The organism is Pseudomonas sp. ADAK2 TE3594 (assembly GCF_053628675.1).
This window is the reverse complement of sequence record NZ_JBRJGV010000001.1, coordinates 922,243-940,432: the sequence shown is the minus strand read 5'-3', so window position 1 is coordinate 940,432 and position 18,190 is coordinate 922,243. Positions and strand designations below refer to the sequence as shown.

Here is an 18,190-nt window from a genome sequence, read left to right as displayed (position 1 = left end):
TGTTATGCCGTTTGGTGGCAACGCTTGACCTGAGTGTTGCCTGTACCGACGTTATCGCGGGCAAGCCCGCTCCCACAGGTTACTTGGTGTTCACAGATTGAGTGACCCATGAAGATCTTTGTGGGAGCGGGCTTGCCCGCGATGAAGCCAGCACAAACACAGCAAGGCTCAGCTAAGACTCAGTCTTGCCAACCTCATACTCACGCAACTTATTGGCAATGGTCGTATGCGAAACCCCCAGCCGCTTGCCCAGTTGCCGACTGCTCGGATGCTCGGAATACAAACGCTCCAGCACCGCTTTCTCAAAGCGCCCGACAATCTCGTCCAAACCACCCTCAAGAGAAAAATCGCCAAGCGGCTGACGCACGCCGTAGTCCGGCAGGCGAATATGCTCGGCTTTGACGGTGCCGCCATCGCACAGGGAAACGGCCTGGAACAGTACGTTTTCCAACTGCCGCACGTTACCCGGCCAATGATAATGACTGAGTCGCTCCATCGCCGCCGGCGCCAGTTTCGGCAACGGGCAACCGATCTGCCGACTGGCCTGATCGAGAAAGTGCTCCACCAGCGGCGCCAGTCCGTCGAGGCATTCGCGCAGCGGTGGGATGTGCAGCGAGAGCACGTTCAAACGGTGGTACAAATCCTGGCGAAACTCACCGCGAGCGCACAGCTCGGACAAATCCACCTGAGTGGCGCAGATCACCCGCACATCCAGATAGACCTCTTCATCGCTACCGACACGACGGAAGCAGCCATCCTGCAAGAAGCGCAGCAATTTCACCTGCAAGCGCGGGCTCATTTCGCCGACGCCGTCGAGGAACAACGTTCCGCCCGCCGTCAACTCCAACAGCCCAAGCTTGCCTTCGGCCCGCGCCCCTTCGAAGGCGCCGGGGCCATAGCCGAACAATTCAGTCTCGGCCATGGACTCCGGCAGACCGGCGCAGTTGAGCGCCATCAACGGTGACTGCCCACGCGGGCTCGCCAGGTGACAGGCCCGCGCCAACAACTCTTTGCCGGTGCCGGTTTCGCCTTCTATCAATAGCGGCGCATCCAGTGGCGCCATGCGTCGTGCCTCGCGCACCACCGCCGCCATCACTTTCGAGCTCTGGAAAATGCTGTCGAAACCACGCAATTCCTGCTTGCGCACGTTATAGATGCGCTCACCTACCCGATCCGCCCGGTGCAACGTCAACACTGCACCGGCCATGGCCTCGCTTTCGTCATGCTCCGACTGCAGCGGTGCGATGTCGGCGAGAAACACATCGCCCTTGACCTTGACCCGCAAGCCGTTGATCCGTGACTTGTTGGCACGTACCAGTTCCGGCAAATCAAAATCCTCGGCGTACCGCGACAGCGGAATCCCCGGCACCTCGTCCACCCGCACCCCGAGCAACTGCGCTGCCGCACGGTTGGCCGCGACAATGGAGCCGCCCATGTCGATCGACAGCACCGGAAACTCCAAGGCACCGAGCAAGGCATTGAGTTCCATATGCCGACGCTCGCTGGGCATCAGCCCTACGCGCTTGACGCCAAATACCCCGCCAATCGCCTCGAACTTCGGACGCAACGCCTGGAACTGAATATTGATCAGGTTCGGGCAGTGCAGGTAGATCGCATTGCCGTGCTCACCGCCCACTTCGCCGCGAGCGACGTTGATCCCGTACTCGACCAGCAGGTTGAGAATGTCGCGCAGGATACCGATGCGGTTCTGGCAGTGAACTTTGATACGCATATAAAGGCCCACAAAACGGTGAGTGAGGTTGATGCCGAGATCCCACAGAGGTACTTGGCAGACCGACGTATTTTTCTGCCGAGGCACTCAAATAGTCGTCAAGATTATGTGACAGCTGTGCGCCATTTCAAACCCGTAAATCTCAATACCTGCGCCACAGCGGTTAAAGCGTAACGAATAATTTACGAAAACTGATAAATTTTCCTACTCTCAACCCAGATCACCTGCTGCAACACCGCACGCCCTGGGGTATTTCTAGGTCCATAGCTGTACACACAACAAGAACGAATCCCCTAGCAGGAGAGCAGCATGAAGCAGACGCAATACGTGGCTCGTGAGCCCGATGCGCAAGGTTTTATCGACTACCCCGCCGAAGAACACGCGGTGTGGAACACGCTGATCACTCGCCAACTGAAAGTGGTCGAGGGCCGTGCGTGCCAGGAATACCTGGACGGTATCGAAAAACTCGGTCTGCCCCACGACCGCATTCCGCAACTCGGTGAAATCAACAAAGTCCTCGGTGAAACCACCGGCTGGCAGGTTGCCCGAGTCCCCGCACTGATTCCCTTCCAGACCTTTTTCGAATTGCTGGCGAACAAGCAGTTCCCGGTGGCGACGTTTATTCGTACCCGCGAAGAGCTGGATTACCTGCAAGAACCGGACATTTTCCACGAGATCTTTGGCCACTGTCCGCTGCTGACCAACCCTTGGTTCGCCGAATTCACCCACACCTACGGCAAACTTGGCCTACAGGCTTCCAAGGAAGAACGCGTGTACCTGGCGCGCCTGTACTGGATGACCATCGAGTTCGGCCTGGTCGACACGCCACAAGGCCTGCGCATCTACGGTGGCGGCATTCTGTCCTCGCCCAAAGAAACCGTTTACTGCCTGTCGGACACGCCTGAGCATCAGGCCTTCGATCCGCTGGAATGCATGCGCACGCCGTACCGCATCGACATTCTGCAACCGCTGTACTTTGTCCTGCCGAACCTCAAGCGCCTGTTCGATCTGGCCCACGAAGACATCATGGGCATGGTCAAGCAAGGTATGCAGCTAGGGTTGCGCGCACCGAAATTTCCGCCAAAGCCCAAAGCGGCCTGAGCAGATCCCGCTCGCGACTTGCGCGCAAAGATAGTAATTTCCAACAAGAATCGAATTCAGGAATACACCATGAACGCTCTGAACCAAGCCCACTGCGAAGCCTGCCGCGCCGACGCCCCTCAGGTCAGCGACGAAGAATTGCCGATCCTGATCAAGCAGATCCCTGACTGGAACATCGAAGTTCGCGACAGCGTGATGCAGCTGGAAAAAGTTTTCCTGTTCAAGAACTTCAAGCACGCACTGGCATTCACCAATGCCGTCGGTGAAATCTCCGAGGCCGAAGGTCATCACCCGGGCCTGCTGACCGAGTGGGGCAAAGTCACCGTCACCTGGTGGAGCCACTCCATCAAAGGCCTGCACCGCAACGATTTCATCATGGCCGCGCGCACCGACGAAGTGGCCAAAGACGCCGAGGGCCGCAAATAATGCATTTCGACGCCATCGGTCGAGTACCTGGCGACCCGATTCTCGGCCTGATGGAGGCCTATGCGCAGGACCCTAACCCGCGCAAATTCGACCTTGGCGTGGGTGTCTACAAAGACGCCCAGGGCCTGACGCCAATCCCCGAAGCGGTGAAGCTCGCCGAGCAGCGCCTGGTGGATCGTCAGCCCACCAAGACCTACATCGGCGGTCACGGCGATGCAGCGTTCGGCAAGGTGATCAACGAGTTGGTGCTTGGCGCTGATTCGGCGCTGATCGCCGAACAACGGGCCGGCGCCACTCAAACACCGGGCGGCACTGGCGCATTGCGTTTGAGCGCCGACTTCATCGCCCAATGCCTCCCGGGCCGTGGCGTGTGGTTGAGCAACCCGACCTGGCCGATCCACGAAACCATTTTCGCGGCGGCCGGGGTCAAGGTCAGTCATTACCCGTACGTGGGCAGCGATAACCGTCTCGATGTGGAAGCAATGCTGGCGGTGCTCAATCAAGCACCCAAGGGCGATGTGGTGCTGCTGCACGCCTGCTGCCACAACCCGACCGGTTTCGATCTGTCCCATGACGATTGGCGTCGGGTGCTGGACGTGGTGCGCAGTCGCGAGTTGCTGCCACTGATCGACTTCGCTTATCAAGGTTTCGGCGATGGCCTGGAGCAAGATGCCTGGTCGACGCGGTTGTTCGCCGCCGAGTTGCCGGAAGTGCTGATCACCAGTTCCTGCTCGAAGAACTTCGGCCTGTACCGCGACCGCACCGGCGCACTGATTGTCTGCGCGAAAACCGCAGACAAGCTGGTGGATATCCGCAGCCAACTGGCCAACATCGCCCGTAACCTGTGGTCGACGCCACCGGATCATGGCGCGGCCGTGGTCGCGACCATCCTCGGCGATCCAGAGCTGAAAAGCCGCTGGGCCGACGAAGTGGAAGCCATGCGTTTGCGCATCGCCCAGTTGCGTAGCGGTCTGGTCGAAGCGCTTGAACCCCATGGCTTGCGCGAGCGATTTGCGCACATCGGCGTGCAACGCGGGATGTTTTCCTACACCGGTTTGTCGCCGGAGCAGGTCAAGCAACTGCGCGAGCATCACAGTGTGTACATGGTCAGCTCGGGCCGGGCGAACGTGGCGGGGATTGATGCGACGCGCCTGGACCTGCTGGCCGAAGCTATCGCTGACGTCTGCAAGTAACCCTCCCCCAATGATCGTTCCCACGCTCCGCGTGGGAATGCAGCCCGGGACGCTCCGCGTCCCAACAGCGGACGCAGAGCGTCCATTGAGGCATTCCCACGCAGAGCGTGGGAACGATCATCGCAGGCTCCACCAGCGCCTACACAGACCTGTCTAGACAATCCCATCCGTCGCAACAATTGGATATAAAAGTCTATTTGTCATTTCTCCTGCTGTATCCTGCGCAGGCTTTTTTAAAAGCGCGGATCTACCAGATCTATCAACAGACTTAGCGAGGAGCGCGACATGCACGAGATCCCTAATCTCCCCTTCCCAAGCCTGCACGAAACTGAGCAGACAACCACGCAACAAGCCGGTGCCCAACAGCCCGAGACGAAAGAAGCACCTGAACGCCGCCAGGCTGACAGCGAAGACTGATCCACCCGCACGACCAGACCGTGTGGAAAGCGCTAATATGCGCTTTCCACACCGCCTGAACCTTGAGCTTTCCCATGACCGACGAATTCAGTGCAACCCAGGCCAGCGTCCTGATCGGCACCGCCGAGAAGATGATCGATATCTGGAACCGCCTTTCCCCCGAGAAGCAAGCCGCCCTGCTGGCCCGATTCGGCAGCGAAGAAAACGCCCTGGCCGCTCTGGTCACGACGCACCTGGTAGCCCCCGCAAAATCCTGATTATCCCCGTCCGCCAAATAGTTTTACTTTTTCACGCCCCGCGACCGCCCGCGCCGCTATCATAAGCAGCCTATCTATCCTGCTGCCCCGTGGACCTTTACCCATGTCAGAAACCCAGCGCCCCATGGCGGTCACGCTGCAAGTCGTTTCCATCGTCCTGTTCACGTTCATCGGTTACCTGAATATCGGCATTCCCCTGGCCGTATTGCCCGGCTACGTCCACAGCGACCTCGGTTTCGGCGCCGTGATCGCCGGGCTGGTGATCAGCGTGCAATACCTGGCCACCCTGCTCAGCCGCCCTTACGCCGGACGCATCATCGATAACAAGGGCAGCAAACTGGCGGTGATGTACGGCCTCGCCGGCTGTGGTTTGAGCGGTGTATTCATGTTGATTTCGGCTTGGACGCAAAGCCTGCCGACGTTGAGCCTGATCAGCCTGTTGATCGGCCGACTGGTGCTCGGCAGCGCAGAAAGCCTGGTCGGTTCCGGGTCGATCGGCTGGGGCATCGGCCGGGTCGGCGCGGCGAATACCGCTAAAGTCATCTCCTGGAACGGCATCGCCAGTTACGGCGCGCTGGCGGTCGGCGCACCGCTGGGTGTGCTGCTGGTGAATCAACTGGGTTTGTGGAGCATGGGCGTGAGCATCGTGCTATTGGCCGTTCTGGGCCTGGCGCTGGCCTGGCCAAAAACCGCTGCACCCATCGTTGCCGGCGAACGTCTGCCGTTCATGCACGTGCTGGGGCGGGTGTTTCCTCACGGTTGCGGTCTGGCCTTGGGTTCCATCGGCTTTGGCACCATCGCTACATTCATCACCCTGTATTACGCCACTCAGCACTGGTCCAACGCGGTGCTGTGCCTGAGCCTGTTCGGCGCCAGTTTTATCGGTGCGCGATTGTTGTTCGGTAACCTGATCAATCGCCTCGGCGGCTTTCGCGTGGCGATTGCATGCCTATCGGTGGAAACCCTCGGGTTGTTGCTACTGTGGCTGGCACCCGATGCCCATTGGGCACTGGCCGGCGCGGCGCTGAGCGGTTTCGGTTTTTCGCTGGTGTTCCCGGCCTTGGGCGTGGAAGCGGTCAACCTGGTGCCCGCTTCCAGCCGTGGCGCGGCAGTCGGGGCGTATTCGCTGTTTATCGATTTGTCGCTGGGGATCACCGGACCGCTGGCGGGCGCGATTGCGGCTGGATTCGGGTTTGCCTCGATCTTCCTGTTTGCTGCCCTCGCCGCTTTGAGCGGATTGATGCTGAGCGTTTATCTGTACCGGCAGGCGCCCAAGCACCTTTATGAAAAGCACCTTTATGAAAAGCACCTTAATGAAAAGCACCGCGAAGAAAGAGCAGCGCGCTAGAAATCCACCTTGCCACGCCCAGCCTTGATGCTGCCGCGCTTGGTCTTGGATTCGAGCCGACGCTTTTTCGAACCGAGTGTCGGCTTGGTCGGACGGCGCTTCTTCTCGACCTTGGTGGCACTGAGGATCAACTCGGTCAGGCGCTCCAGCGCATCGGCGCGGTTCTGTTCCTGCGTGCGATATTGCTGGGCCTTGATGATCAACACCCCTTCGCTGGTGATGCGACTGTCACGCAGCGCCAGCAGCCGCTCCTTGTAGAACTCGGGCAAGGACGAGGCCGGAATGTCGAAGCGCAGGTGCACGGCGCTGGAGACCTTGTTGACGTTCTGCCCACCGGCGCCTTGGGCGCGAATGGCCGTCAACTCGATCTCGGCATCCGGCAGATGCACGTTGTTGGAAATCACCAGCATGGAAAAAAGTCCGGTATCAGGACCGCCAGAATACCTTGTAGGAGCGAGGCTTGCCCGCGAAGAACGATAACGCGGTTTGCCTGATGAACTGCGGCGTCTTCTTCGCGGGCAAGCCTCGCTCCTACAGGTTCGATGCGAACCCAGATTTTTCATCGTCCACAAAAAACCCGGCACATGGCCGGGTTTGTTGTTTCTGCGCTTTGCACTTACTTGGCAGCGGAACCTGCAGCCTGCAACGCCTGCTGCGCACTACGCTTGTTCTTGATGCCGTAGCAGACCCACATGAACGCGACCCACACCGGAATCGCATACACCGAGATCTGGATGCCCGGAATCAGCAGCATCACGCCAAGGATGAACACCACGAACGCCAGGCAAACATAGTTGCCGTACGGGTACCACAGGGCCTTGAACAGTGGTGTCTGTTTGGTCTTGTTCATGTGCTGACGGAACTTGAAGTGCGAGAAGCTGATCATCGCCCAGTTGATCACCAGGGTGGCCACCACCAACGACATCAACAGTTCCAGCGCGTTTTGCGGGATCAGGTAGTTCAGCAACACCGCGATCAACGTCACAGCGGCAGATGCCAGGATCGAACGCACCGGCACGCCACGCTTGTCGATCTTCGACAAGGCCTTCGGCGCATCGCCCTGCTCGGCCATGCCCAGCAGCATGCGGCTGTTGCAGTAGGTGCCGCTGTTGTACACCGACAGCGCCGCGGTCAGGACCACGAAGTTGAGGATGTGCGCAGCGGTGTCACTGCCAAGCATCGAGAACACTTGCACGAACGGGCTGCCGCTGTAGGAATCACCCGACGCGTTCAGGGTCGCCAACAGGCTGTCCCATGGCGTCAGCGACAGCAGGATAACCAACGCACCGATGTAGAAAATCAGGATCCGGTAGATCACCTGGTTGATGGCTTTCGGGATCACGGTTTTCGGCTTGTCGGCTTCAGCTGCGGTGAAACCGAGCATTTCCAGGCCGCCGAAGGAGAACATGATGATCGCCATGGCCATCACCAGACCGCTGACGCCGTTCGGGAAGAAGCCGCCGTGTTCCCACAGGTTGGTTACAGAGGCTTGTGGGCCGCCGTCGCCGCTGACCAGCAGGTAGCTGCCGAGCGCAATCATGCCGACGATGGCCACGACCTTGATGATCGCGAACCAGAACTCGGCCTCACCAAAGACTTTGACGTTGGCCAGATTGATCAGGTTGATCAAGACGAAGAACCCGGCTGCCGAGACCCAGGTCGGGATGTGTGGCGCCCAGTAGTGGATGTATTTGCCGACCGCGGTCAGCTCCGACATGCCCACCAGGATGTACAGAATCCAGCAGTTCCAGCCCGACAGGAAGCCGGCAAATCCGCCCCAGTATTTGTGGGCGAAGTGGCTGAACGAACCGGCGACCGGCTCTTCGACAATCATTTCGCCCAGTTGGCGCATGATCATGAAAGCGATGAAGCCGCAGATGGCGTAGCCGAGAATCATCGACGGGCCGGCGGATTTGAGCACGCCGGCCGAGCCGAGGAACAACCCGGTACCGATCGCGCCACCGAGGGCGATCAGTTGAATATGGCGATTTTTCAGGCCGCGTTTCAGCTCGCCTGAATGCGAGTTTTGTCCACTCATGAAAAGGGTCTCACGCAAGGTTTGATGATGTTCAGTAGACGTTGCTGCTCGGTTGCGATTTCAAGCAGCGCCGATCAAACCCCAGCGCAGGCACCAGGAGTTCAGCGTTTTTACGACAGTCATGCGTCACCTGTTTGTTTTTATCTGTGACGAAATCGAACCCGACACGCTCGTGACGCGGCGGAGTGAACAAGGCGGATAGCCTTGAGGTTTGCGCTGTTGCGCAGAGGGTCACAGTTAAAACGCGGCGCATTGTACACCTGTAACCCCCTGCTGCCAGACACCGCTGGATCAGCGCGTCGGTTGCCGGGATTGCCTGTGTCCGCCTCGAGGGTCTCGGGCGGCTGCAAAAATTGAGTCAGACCTTTGCGGGTCATCGATGGGGGCAGCGGAAAAATCGCCCCACAGGGAGAGATGGAGATGAGTCACGGCGTTCATTGCGCCTCCTTCTTGTTATGCACCTGCACGACAGGCATGGGGCGCATCTCACCCTTCATACGCTGCTGAAACAAGCGTGCCAGAGCCCTTGAATACCGCCAACAGGCTGGCGGACGGCAGGTTTTCCTTACGGTCCTCTTCCTGGCGGCATTCCACGGGGTTTAAGAGCGCTTTTCGTAAGGTTTTATTGACAAGGCGTAACGTAAATTTTCCAAATCAGATCCAGAAGCCCACTGACTGTAAATTGACGATAGGAAGCTTCCTAAGGAAATGTCCTGCTTAGTTTTCTGTTTTTTATTAAGAAAATTGGCTTTCGAAAAATGGAATAAATAGTTCAAATGAAAATTGTTTAATTATTTTTTTGCATTCTAAAACCCTGTGAACTAGGTTTTCAGCGACTTGCCGAGCCGCATCGACCGGCACGTTGACGCGCTCTTCAACGAGTGAAAAGCACGCCGCTGTTCTTACCGAAGTTGTTCTTACCGAAGCTGTTCTTACCGAAGAAGCATCTAGGAGATTCACCATGCAAGCACTGGACAAAGACTTGGACACTGAACTGCAACTGGACGATTGGTTTGAAGCACCGACCCATGATGCCGCCGTCGACATGATGCAAGCCGACGCGGTTGTTCCGTTCGGCACGGCGATGTGGCCTCTGTAAGACATCCTGGCAGGCACGATCCGGCCGGTCGTGCCTGCCACTTTCTCGGTTTGTCAGGGAGGACTACATGGATAAGCAACGCGCCATCTCGCATTTCCTTTACTACCTCGAACATCACCCTGCCGTTGCCGGTATCAACCCGGCGAAGGTCTTGCTCGGCCATACCGCTGATTACGAGGCGCACACCTGCGCCATCGCCGAACAGGCTGGTAACAGCCCACGGTTCAGCTTCAGCGCGATGCGTCTGGACCTCGAACCCACCGAATTGCTGGCCCAGGCGATTACTGACAGCGATCTGTACATTTTTTTCTACGACTCTTCCACCCTGCCCAACCCGCGTCCCGACGGCCCGGAATTTGTCCGTGCGCTGCAGGGCGTGATGGCGGAGAACTGGAAGAAGTCGTTGCTGTTCAAGGATTACGGCGATTACTTCTACGACACCTTCAGTGTCACCCCGCAGCGAATTGCCGGGTTGAACAGCCACTTGATCCAGCGCATGTCCCACGCCACCACCCTGAGTTTCAAAGATGATCATGGGTCGTGGTTCGAAACACCCTTGAGCAGTATCAAGAAGTGGACCGACATCAACGGTATCGGCAACTTCGACCTGGCGCCCGGCGAGATCGCTACTCATAGCGAAGCCATTAATGGCCGGGTGAAGTTTATGGGGACTTTCCTCAGTACGATTCCATTTGCCCGCAAGTACGGCATATTGGCGTCACCGCTGGAGTTGTGGATCGAGAACTCCACCATCAGCAAAATCGCCACCGATGTGCCGGGGCTGGAACATGACTTCAACAAGTACCTGGACGCCAACCCGTCCAATCGGCGAATCGAGGAGTTGGGGATCGGTACCAACGAAGGCGTGAAAGATTTGTATGCGCGCAATGCCGGGTTCGAGGAGCGCCATTGCGGCTTGCACCTGGGGTTGGGCGGAGGTGCCAAGGGCAGCCATCATCTGGATTTGATCTTCTCTGGCGGCGTGTTGGCGCTGGATGATGACCCGGTGTTTGATCGGCGGTTTGTCTTCTAGCTCCCGTTTTTGAGGTGATGCGGCTGATGCCTTCGCGGGCAAGCCTCGCTCCTACAGGTACAGTGGTGCCCTTGTAGGAGCGAGGCTTGCCCGCGAAGGGGCCCTCATAAACACCGTACAACTAAAACCAGGCCCCAAAAAAAAACGCCATCCCGAGGGATGGCGTTTTTCATGGAGCGCTTACCGATCACTCAGGCTTGCGACGACCGAAGCCCGGACGCTGGCCGGAACCGGCTGGCGCGCCGCGGCGTTTACCCGATGGCGCGTCACGGTCGACCAGCACGATGCCTGGGCGTTTCTTCGGCGCCGGCTTGGCCGGGCGCTTGGTGTCGGCCGGGCGGTCTGCCACGGGCGTACCACGACCGGCAGGCGCGCCGCGATCGCTACGACCACCGGCCGGAGCGCCACGGCCTTCGCCACGCTCAGTGCGACCGTTGGCCGGACGCGGTGTGCGTGGACCGCGCTCGCCGTCCTGACGTGGCGCTGGCTTGCGGGCCGGACGTTCGCCTTCGATCTGTGGCTCGCGGGCTGGACGTGGACCGGCTGCCGGAGCACCAGCGGCTGGACGCAGGGTCCGTACGCGTTCGGTCTTGCCCATCGGACGGGACGATTTGCGCTGCATGCGATCGAGCTTGTCTTTGCTCTTGGCGTTCATTTGCGGCATCGCCACCGGCGTCAGGCCGACCTCGGCACTCAGAACATCGACTTCGTACTGGCTCATTTCGCGCCAGCGGCCCATCGGCAGGTCGGAGTTGAGGAACACCGGACCGAAACGCACGCGCTTCAGGCGGCTGACCACCAGGCCCTGGGATTCCCACAGACGACGGACTTCGCGGTTACGACCTTCCATCACCACGCAGTGGTACCAGTGGTTGAAACCTTCGCCACCCGGAGCCTGTTTGATGTCGGTGAACTTGGCCGGGCCGTCTTCGAGCACCACGCCTGCCTTCAGGCGTTCAATCATCTCGTCGTCGACTTCGCCACGTACACGTACCGCGTATTCACGGTCCATTTCGTAGGATGGGTGCATCAGGCGGTTGGCCAATTCACCGTCGGTGGTGAACATCAGCAAACCGGTGGTGTTGATGTCCAGACGACCGATGTTGATCCAGCGACCTTCTTTCGGGCGCGGCATCTTGTCAAACACGGTCGGACGACCTTCAGGGTCGTTACGGGTGCAGATTTCGCCGTCGGGTTTGTTGTACATGATCACGCGGCGTACCGACTCGGCGGCTTCTTCGCGCTTGATCACCCGGCCATCGATGGTGATGGCGTCATGCAGGTCGACGCGCTGGCCGAGGGTGGCGTCTTTGCCATTGACCTTGATGCGGCCGTGGCTGATCCAGGCTTCCACGTCACGGCGCGAGCCGACGCCGATACGGGCGAGGACTTTCTGCAGCTTTTCGCCTGCTGGGCCGATTTCCTGGTCGTCTTTCTGCTCGTTGATACTCATCTGGGCACCTCCCGGTGTGGTCTGTTCAGGCTTGTGCCTGAAGCGATGTAAATCTGGGTACTTTTTGAAGAACTTGGGCGAAGCGATCGCCGAAGGGTCGCGAATCATACGCTCATGGAGACGTTCGCGCATCAGAGACTAGCTGATCAATGAAGTCTTACTTGATTTTCCGCCGACCGGTGGTGCCGGGTTCGACCGCAGTCGTCGATGAATTTGCAGACTTATCAAACACTCCAGTCAACACAATACCCTGTGGGAGCGGGCTTGCCCGCGATTGCGGTGGGTCAGGCAGCAATGATATTGACTGACACTCCCTCTTCGCGGGCAAGCCCGCTCCCACAGGGATTCCTGTTGCCCGCAGGATTTGTATCAGTCGTCGAATTGGCGGCGTTCGTTTTCGATCGCTTCGGCGAGGGCCTGGGCTTCGGCTTCTTCGTCGGTCAATTCGGGCTCGGGTTTCGGCTGCTCGAGCGCGGCTACAGCGGCCAGGAGCTTTTCGCGAGCTTCGGCGACGCCAAGAATGTCGTCCTCCTGCTCCTGTTCTGGTTCTGGTTCCTGTTCTGATTCGACTTCGGCTTCAGCCTCGACCTGAGGTTCAACTTCGGTTACAGGCTCGGGTTGAACCGACTCCCCTTCCGTCTCGGTCATCGCCCCATCGCGCAACAAATCGTCGAAGTCGGTCTTGAGCCCCTCTTCCATGGTGTCCAGTTCCAGCAACAGGGTGTGGAAACTGGTTTCTTCCTTGGGTTCTTCCGGCTCGGCGCTGGCATCAGCCAATTCCTGCAGGCTGGCAGGCACGGGCGCGTCGTCAAAATCGAGCACAGGATCGGGTTCAAGTTCGCGCAGTTCGGCGAGTGGCGGCAGGTCGTCGAGATTCTTCAGGTTGAAGTGATCGAGAAACGCCTTGGTGGTGGCGAACATCGCCGGTTTGCCGGGTACGTCGCGGTAACCGACGATGCGGATCCACTCACGCTCCAGCAGGGTTTTCACGATATGGCTGTTGACGGCCACGCCGCGCACGTCTTCGATCTCCCCCCGGGTGATGGGCTGACGATAGGCAATCAGGGCCATGGTTTCGAGCATGGCGCGGGAATAGCGTTGCGGCCGCTCTTCCCACAAACGTCCGACCCACGGCGCGAACTTTTCGCGGATCTGCAGGCGATACCCGGAGGCAACTTCCTTCAACTCGAAAGCACGGCCGTCGCAGGACTTTGCCAGAATCGTCAGCGCTTTCTTGAAAACAGGGGGCTCCGGCCGCTCGCCTTCTTCGAAGAGTTCGAACAGGCGTTCAAGCGATTGCGGTTTTCCCGAGGCCAACAGAAAGGCTTCAAGCAGTGGCGCCAGCTCGCGGGGTTCAGTCAGGTTCATGATTCAACTCGTTATTCGGCTCGGGCCCGGACATGGATCGCCGCGAACGGCTCATTCTGCACCAGCTCGACCAAGGATTCCTTGACCAGTTCGAGGATCGCCATAAAGGTCACCACCACCCCCAGGCGCCCTTCTTCAGCGGTGAACAGCTCGACGAAGGGCACAAAACCGCCGCCCTTGAGCCGTTCCAGCACATCGCTCATGCGCTCGCGGGTGGACAGCGCTTCACGGCTGACCTGGTGACTTTCGAACATGTCGCCACGGCGCAAGACCTCGGCCATGGACAACAACAGCTCTGAAAGACGCACGTCCGGCAACAGCTTGCGCGCACGGGCTTGCGGGGCATCGAGCTTGGGCACCACCACGTCGCGGCCGACGCGGCTCAGGCCATCGATGCCTTCGGCAGCAGCCTTGAAACGCTCGTACTCCTGCAAGCGGCGAATCAGCTCAGCGCGAGGATCGTCCTCTTCGTCTTCGATCGTTTCGGCCCGCGGCAGCAGCATCCGCGATTTGATCTCGGCCAGCATCGCAGCCATCACCAGGTACTCGGCGGCCAGCTCCAGACGCACCGACTGCATCAACTCGACATAGCCCATGTACTGACGGGTGATTTCCGCCACCGGGATGTCGAGGATGTTGATGTTCTGTTTGCGGATCAGGTACAGCAGCAAGTCGAGCGGGCCTTCGAAGGCTTCAAGAAAGACCTCGAGCGCATCCGGCGGGATGTACAGGTCCAGCGGCATTTCCATGACCGCCTGGCCATAGACCATGGCGAAAGGCAGTTCTTGCTGGGCGCCGGCCTGGCTGTCGACGGGTTCTACTGCAGACATCTAGGCCTCGGCCATGAAAGGCGCAGGGTCGCCGCAACCGACGCGGATGATTTCCGGTTCGCCGTCGGCGAGGCTGATCACGGTGGACGCCTTGATCCCGCCAAAACCGCCGTCGATGATCAGGTCGACCTGATGCTCAAGCAACTGGCGCATTTCGTAAGGATCGCTCAACGGGTCGGTGTCGCCGGGCATGATCAGGGTCACGCTCATCAGCGGCTCGCCGAGTTCTTCCAGCAATGCCAGGGCAATCGGATGGCTTGGCACACGCAGGCCGATGGTGCGTTTTTTAGGGTGCAGCAACAGCCGCGGGACTTCGCGGGTGGCGTTGAGAATGAAGGTGTAAGGGCCAGGCAAGTGAGCCTTGAGCACACGGAAGGTGCCGGTATCGATCTTGGCAAACAGCCCCAACTGCGACAGGTCGCTGCAAATCAGCGCGAAGTTGTGCTTCTCATCCAACTGACGCAGCCGGCGCACGCGTTCCACGGCGTTCTTGTCGCCGATTTGGCAACCAATGGCGTAGGAAGAGTCTGTGGGATAAATCACCACCCCGCCGTTGCGGATGATCTCGACAGCCTGTTTGATCAGGCGCGGTTGCGGGTTTTCCGGATGAATCTGGAAAAATTGACTCACATTCTCTACCTGTTCAGACGACGGCAATAATTGGGTCATGTTTGAATCGACACCACAGTGGTGGCAGATCCTCCGGGACCGGGCGGTATTCACCGATCTCGGACCAGCCTCCAGGGCCATGAAAATCACTGCCGGCGCTGGCCAGCAGACCAAACTCGCGGGCAAGAATCGCCAAACTGCCCACCTGTTCGGCGGGTTGATGGCCATTGACCACTTCTATCGCGTGGCCGCCTGCTTGAATATAGTCGGCAATCAGGCGGCGACGCTTGCTGCGAGTGAAATCGTAGTGCCAAGGATGCGCCAGGCTGACCCAGGCACCCGCTGCGCGCAGGGTTTCGACGGTGTCTTCCAGGGTCGGCCAGTGTTGTTTGACGTCGCCCAGTTTGCCGGCGCCCAGCCATTTGCGGAACGCTTCGGCGCGGTCCTTGACGAAACCTTCGCGCACCATCCAGTCGGCGAAGTGCGGACGGGCCGGCGCATTACCGCTGTCGCCCAGCGCCTGTTGAATGGCCCGAGCACCGTCGAGCGCCCCTGGCATGCCTTTCAACGCCAACTTGCGGCTTATTTCTTCGGACCGTAGCCAGCGGCCATCGTGCAATTTTGCGATGGCCTCGACCAACGGCGCCGCATTGACGTCGAAACCGTAGCCCAAAACGTGGATGGTCGCCCCGCCCCAGGTGCAGGACAATTCGACGCCATTGACCAGTTGCATCCCCAGCACCGTCGCGGCGCTACGGGCCTCGTCGAGACCCTCAAGGGTGTCGTGATCGGTCAAGGCCAGGACTCGCACGCCTTTCTCGAACGCACGCGCAACCAGTACCGCAGGCGCCAGGGCGCCATCGGAAGCCGTGCTATGGCAGTGCAAATCAACATTCACAGGACTGTGTAACCTCAAATCAGCTGACGCTATCGCGCGTCAATATGTTTGTTATTATGCCGCCACATCCTGCTTCTGGCTGCCACTGTGAAACAATTCATCGACTTCATCCCGCTTCTGCTGTTTTTCATCGTCTTCAAAATCGATCCTCGGATCGTCGACATCGGCGGTTATCAACTGTCTGTCGGTGGTATTTACAGCGCCACCGCAGTGCTGATCATCAGCTCCCTGGTGGTTTACGGCACGCTGTTCATCAAGCAGCGCAAGCTGGAGAAGAGCCAGTGGCTGACCCTCATCGCCTGCCTGGTCTTCGGCAGCCTGACCCTGGCGTTCCACAGCGAGACCTTCCTGAAATGGAAAGCCCCGGTGGTCAACTGGCTGTTCGCCCTCGGGTTCATCGGCAGCCACTTCATCGGTGATCAACTGCTGATCAAACGCATCATGGGCCACGCGCTGACCCTGCCGGAACCGGTCTGGACCCGTCTGAACATCGCCTGGATCGGTTTTTTCCTGTTTTGCGGCGCCGCCAACCTGTTCGTCGCGTTCACGTTCCAGAGCTACTGGGTCGACTTCAAAGTCTTCGGCAGCCTGGGCATGACGTTGCTGTTCCTGGTCGCCCAGGGCATTTACCTGTCCCGCCACCTGCATGACGCCGATACCACTACGCCAAAAACCGAGGACTGACATGCTTTACGCAATCATTGCCACAGACGTCGCCAACTCCCTGGAAGCCCGCCTGGCCGCACGGCCTGCGCACCTTGAGCGCCTGCAAGTGCTTAAAGGCGAAGGTCGTATCGTATTGGCCGGCCCGCACCCGGCCGTCGACAGCAATGATCCGGGCGCGGCGGGGTTCACCGGCAGCCTGATCGTTGCCGAATTCGATTCGCTGAGCGCCGCAAAAGCCTGGGCCGACGCCGACCCGTACATTGCCGCAGGCGTCTACGCCAATGTTTTGGTCAAGCCGTTCAAGCAAGTCCTGCCATAAAGCCCTCCCGCGCGATGAGCCTTGTCGGTTCATCGCGCGTTCAATCGCTCATTATTCTTGTTTACCGGCCGACAACCTGCCCAATACTCGTATTGGAATCAGGAGTTGCGATGCGCAAAGGTCCGTTGTGTCTGATGTTGGTGACGTTGTCGATCATGGCGCCCGCCCATGGTGAAGAAAGCGCCAATGGTGGTAGTTCGACGCCGCTGTCCTTGAGCGCCGGCAGCCAGATCACCGAGTTGCAGCAGCGCTTGAAGGTAAGTGAACAGCAACGAGAAGAACTGAGCAAACAACTGCAAAATACCGATAGCGAACGCGAAAGCGCTCAGTTGAGCCGGTTGCGCCAGGAGAATCAGCGCCTCAAGCTGCAACTCAAGGAGGCTCAGGCCAGCAACCCGCTGCCACGCCTGCTGACAGATCAGCAGCAATGGTTCGTGATTGGGGGCGCAGTAGCGCTATTGGCCCTGCTCTGCGGTATCTTCGCCAGTGGTGCAACCAGAAAACGTCGGCAATGGCTAAATTGAGTGAGTGATGAGCGAGCTGTTACTAATTGATGATGACCAGGAGCTGTGTGAGCTCCTGAGCAGTTGGCTGAGCCAGGAAGGCTTTCAGGTCCGTGCCTGCCACGATGGCCAGAGCGCGCGCCGGGCGTTGGCCGAAACTTCCCCGGCGGCCGTGGTGCTGGACGTGATGCTGCCAGACGGCAGTGGCCTGGAACTGCTCAAGCAACTGCGCAGTGACCATCCGGATTTGCCGGTGCTGATGCTGTCGGCCCGTGGCGAACCGCTGGACCGCATCCTCGGCCTGGAACTCGGTGCCGATGATTACCTGGCCAAACCGTGCGATCCGCGGGAACTGACAGCGCGCCTGCGCGCGGTATTGCGCCGCAGTCATCCGACGGCAGTCTCCAGCCAGCTCGAATTGGGCGACTTGTGCTTCAGCCCGGTGCGTGGCGTTGTCAGCATCGATGAACAGGAGTTCACCCTCACTGTCTCCGAAAGCCGCCTGCTCGAAGCCCTGCTCAAGCAGCCCGGCGAACCGCTGGATAAACAGGAGCTGGCGCAAATCGCCCTCGGTCGCAAACTGACCCTGTACGACCGCAGCCTGGACATGCACGTGAGCAACCTGCGCAAAAAAATCGGCCCACACCCCGACGGCCGCCCACGCATCGTTGCCCTGCGCAGTCGTGGTTACTACTACAGCCTGTAAGAACCGAGAAAGAACTGGATAAGCGCAACCTGTGGCGAGGGAGCTTGCTCCCGCTGGGCTGCGAAGCGGCCCCCAAAGCGGGACTGCTACGCAGTCCAGCGGGAGCAAGCTCCCTCGCCACAGACTGGTGGCTGTAGAGTTTTGTCAGGTCGGCACAAGACCCTCTTTACCCAAGCTTTACGCTCCGCTGACCG

The 18,190-nt window shown here is 59.3% G+C and carries 20 protein-coding genes; 12 read left to right on the top strand and 8 right to left on the bottom strand.

Translation table 11 applies throughout. The features are described from left to right. Window positions 1-172: 172 nt before the first annotated feature. Window positions 173-1,732 (bottom strand): sigma-54-dependent phenylalanine hydroxylase transcriptional regulator PhhR, encoded by a 1,560-nt coding sequence (locus AB7M22_RS04190; protein WP_008074886.1) that lies wholly within the window; start codon window positions 1,730-1,732, stop codon window positions 173-175. 309 nt (window positions 1,733-2,041) lie between these two features. Between AB7M22_RS04190 and phhA the strand changes: the two genes are divergently transcribed. The 6 genes from phhA (at window position 2,042) to AB7M22_RS04160 (ending at window position 6,474) form a co-directional block, all read left to right on the top strand. Further along, complete coding sequence (gene phhA, locus AB7M22_RS04185; protein WP_008010998.1) at window positions 2,042-2,833, top strand: phenylalanine 4-monooxygenase; 792 nt, start codon at window positions 2,042-2,044, stop codon at window positions 2,831-2,833. Between the two features lie 69 nt (window positions 2,834-2,902). Further along, window positions 2,903-3,259, top strand: coding sequence for a 4a-hydroxytetrahydrobiopterin dehydratase (locus AB7M22_RS04180; protein ID WP_454185335.1), 357 nt, complete (start codon window positions 2,903-2,905; stop codon window positions 3,257-3,259). Beyond that, window positions 3,259-4,452 (top strand): amino acid aminotransferase, encoded by a 1,194-nt coding sequence (locus AB7M22_RS04175; protein ID WP_454185334.1) that lies wholly within the window; start codon window positions 3,259-3,261, stop codon window positions 4,450-4,452. The genes AB7M22_RS04180 and AB7M22_RS04175 overlap by 1 nt, the downstream gene beginning before the upstream one ends. Window positions 4,453-4,737: 285 nt before the next feature. Next, window positions 4,738-4,869: a hypothetical protein gene (locus AB7M22_RS04170; protein ID WP_007902501.1), complete on the top strand. Its 132-nt coding sequence runs from the start codon at window positions 4,738-4,740 to the stop codon at window positions 4,867-4,869. Between the two features lie 74 nt (window positions 4,870-4,943). Next, window positions 4,944-5,126, top strand: a complete 183-nt coding sequence (locus AB7M22_RS04165; protein ID WP_454185333.1) for a hypothetical protein — start codon at window positions 4,944-4,946, stop codon at window positions 5,124-5,126. 103 nt (window positions 5,127-5,229) lie between these two features. Then, window positions 5,230-6,474: an MFS transporter gene (locus tag AB7M22_RS04160; RefSeq protein ID WP_454185332.1), complete on the top strand. Its 1,245-nt coding sequence runs from the start codon at window positions 5,230-5,232 to the stop codon at window positions 6,472-6,474. Here the strand turns inward: AB7M22_RS04160 and arfB are convergent. Next, the gene (gene arfB, locus AB7M22_RS04155) at window positions 6,471-6,884 is read right to left on the bottom strand and encodes an alternative ribosome rescue aminoacyl-tRNA hydrolase ArfB (protein WP_007938537.1); all 414 of its coding nucleotides are present in this window, start codon (window positions 6,882-6,884) and stop codon (window positions 6,471-6,473) included. The two genes, AB7M22_RS04160 and arfB, sit on opposite strands and share 4 nt — an antisense overlap. A 206-nt stretch (window positions 6,885-7,090) precedes the next feature. Beyond that, complete coding sequence (locus tag AB7M22_RS04150; RefSeq protein ID WP_454185331.1) at window positions 7,091-8,512, bottom strand: amino acid permease; 1,422 nt, start codon at window positions 8,510-8,512, stop codon at window positions 7,091-7,093. Between the two features lie 961 nt (window positions 8,513-9,473). On the opposite strand from AB7M22_RS04150, the gene AB7M22_RS04145 reads away from it, so the two are divergent. Further along, window positions 9,474-9,611, top strand: coding sequence for a hypothetical protein (locus AB7M22_RS04145; RefSeq protein ID WP_007902483.1), 138 nt, complete (start codon window positions 9,474-9,476; stop codon window positions 9,609-9,611). Window positions 9,612-9,678: 67 nt separating this feature from the next. Beyond that, the gene (locus tag AB7M22_RS04140; RefSeq protein WP_454185330.1) at window positions 9,679-10,644 is read left to right on the top strand and encodes a leucyl aminopeptidase; all 966 of its coding nucleotides are present in this window, start codon (window positions 9,679-9,681) and stop codon (window positions 10,642-10,644) included. Window positions 10,645-10,831: 187 nt separating this feature from the next. Here AB7M22_RS04140 and rluB read toward each other — a convergent pair whose 3' ends face one another. From rluB to AB7M22_RS04115, 5 genes are all read right to left on the bottom strand, one after another. After that, on the bottom strand, window positions 10,832-12,097 hold the full coding sequence (rluB, locus tag AB7M22_RS04135; RefSeq protein ID WP_454185329.1) for a 23S rRNA pseudouridine(2605) synthase RluB: 1,266 nt from the start codon (window positions 12,095-12,097) through the stop codon (window positions 10,832-10,834). A gap of 369 nt (window positions 12,098-12,466) precedes the next feature. Continuing rightward, window positions 12,467-13,465, bottom strand: a complete 999-nt coding sequence (gene scpB / locus AB7M22_RS04130; RefSeq protein ID WP_454185328.1) for an SMC-Scp complex subunit ScpB — start codon at window positions 13,463-13,465, stop codon at window positions 12,467-12,469. A gap of 11 nt (window positions 13,466-13,476) precedes the next feature. Further along, a complete protein-coding gene (locus tag AB7M22_RS04125) occupies window positions 13,477-14,235 on the bottom strand; it encodes a segregation and condensation protein A (protein WP_177319007.1) in 759 nt (252 codons plus the stop codon). 60 nt (window positions 14,236-14,295) lie between these two features. Continuing rightward, window positions 14,296-14,925, bottom strand: coding sequence for an L-threonylcarbamoyladenylate synthase (locus AB7M22_RS04120; protein WP_032830619.1), 630 nt, complete (start codon window positions 14,923-14,925; stop codon window positions 14,296-14,298). 13 nt (window positions 14,926-14,938) lie between these two features. Next, window positions 14,939-15,802 carry a PHP domain-containing protein gene (locus tag AB7M22_RS04115; RefSeq protein ID WP_454185327.1) on the bottom strand — a complete coding sequence of 288 codons (864 nt, stop codon included), beginning with the start codon at window positions 15,800-15,802 and terminating at the stop codon, window positions 14,939-14,941. 87 nt (window positions 15,803-15,889) lie between these two features. Here AB7M22_RS04115 and AB7M22_RS04110 point away from each other — a divergent pair, with 87 nt between their 5' ends. The 4 genes from AB7M22_RS04110 to AB7M22_RS04095 all read left to right on the top strand — a co-directional run bounded on the left by AB7M22_RS04110 (window position 15,890) and on the right by AB7M22_RS04095 (window position 17,996). Next, window positions 15,890-16,486: a septation protein A gene (locus AB7M22_RS04110; RefSeq protein WP_008010987.1), complete on the top strand. Its 597-nt coding sequence runs from the start codon at window positions 15,890-15,892 to the stop codon at window positions 16,484-16,486. A 1-nt stretch (window position 16,487) separates the two neighbouring features. Next, complete coding sequence (locus AB7M22_RS04105; RefSeq protein ID WP_008010986.1) at window positions 16,488-16,787, top strand: YciI family protein; 300 nt, start codon at window positions 16,488-16,490, stop codon at window positions 16,785-16,787. A 110-nt stretch (window positions 16,788-16,897) separates the two neighbouring features. Continuing rightward, window positions 16,898-17,311 carry a translation initiation factor 2 gene (locus AB7M22_RS04100; RefSeq protein WP_454185326.1) on the top strand — a complete coding sequence of 138 codons (414 nt, stop codon included), beginning with the start codon at window positions 16,898-16,900 and terminating at the stop codon, window positions 17,309-17,311. Window positions 17,312-17,318: 7 nt separating this feature from the next. Next, on the top strand, window positions 17,319-17,996 hold the full coding sequence (locus AB7M22_RS04095; protein WP_008010984.1) for a response regulator transcription factor: 678 nt from the start codon (window positions 17,319-17,321) through the stop codon (window positions 17,994-17,996). Window positions 17,997-18,190 lie beyond the last annotated feature (194 nt).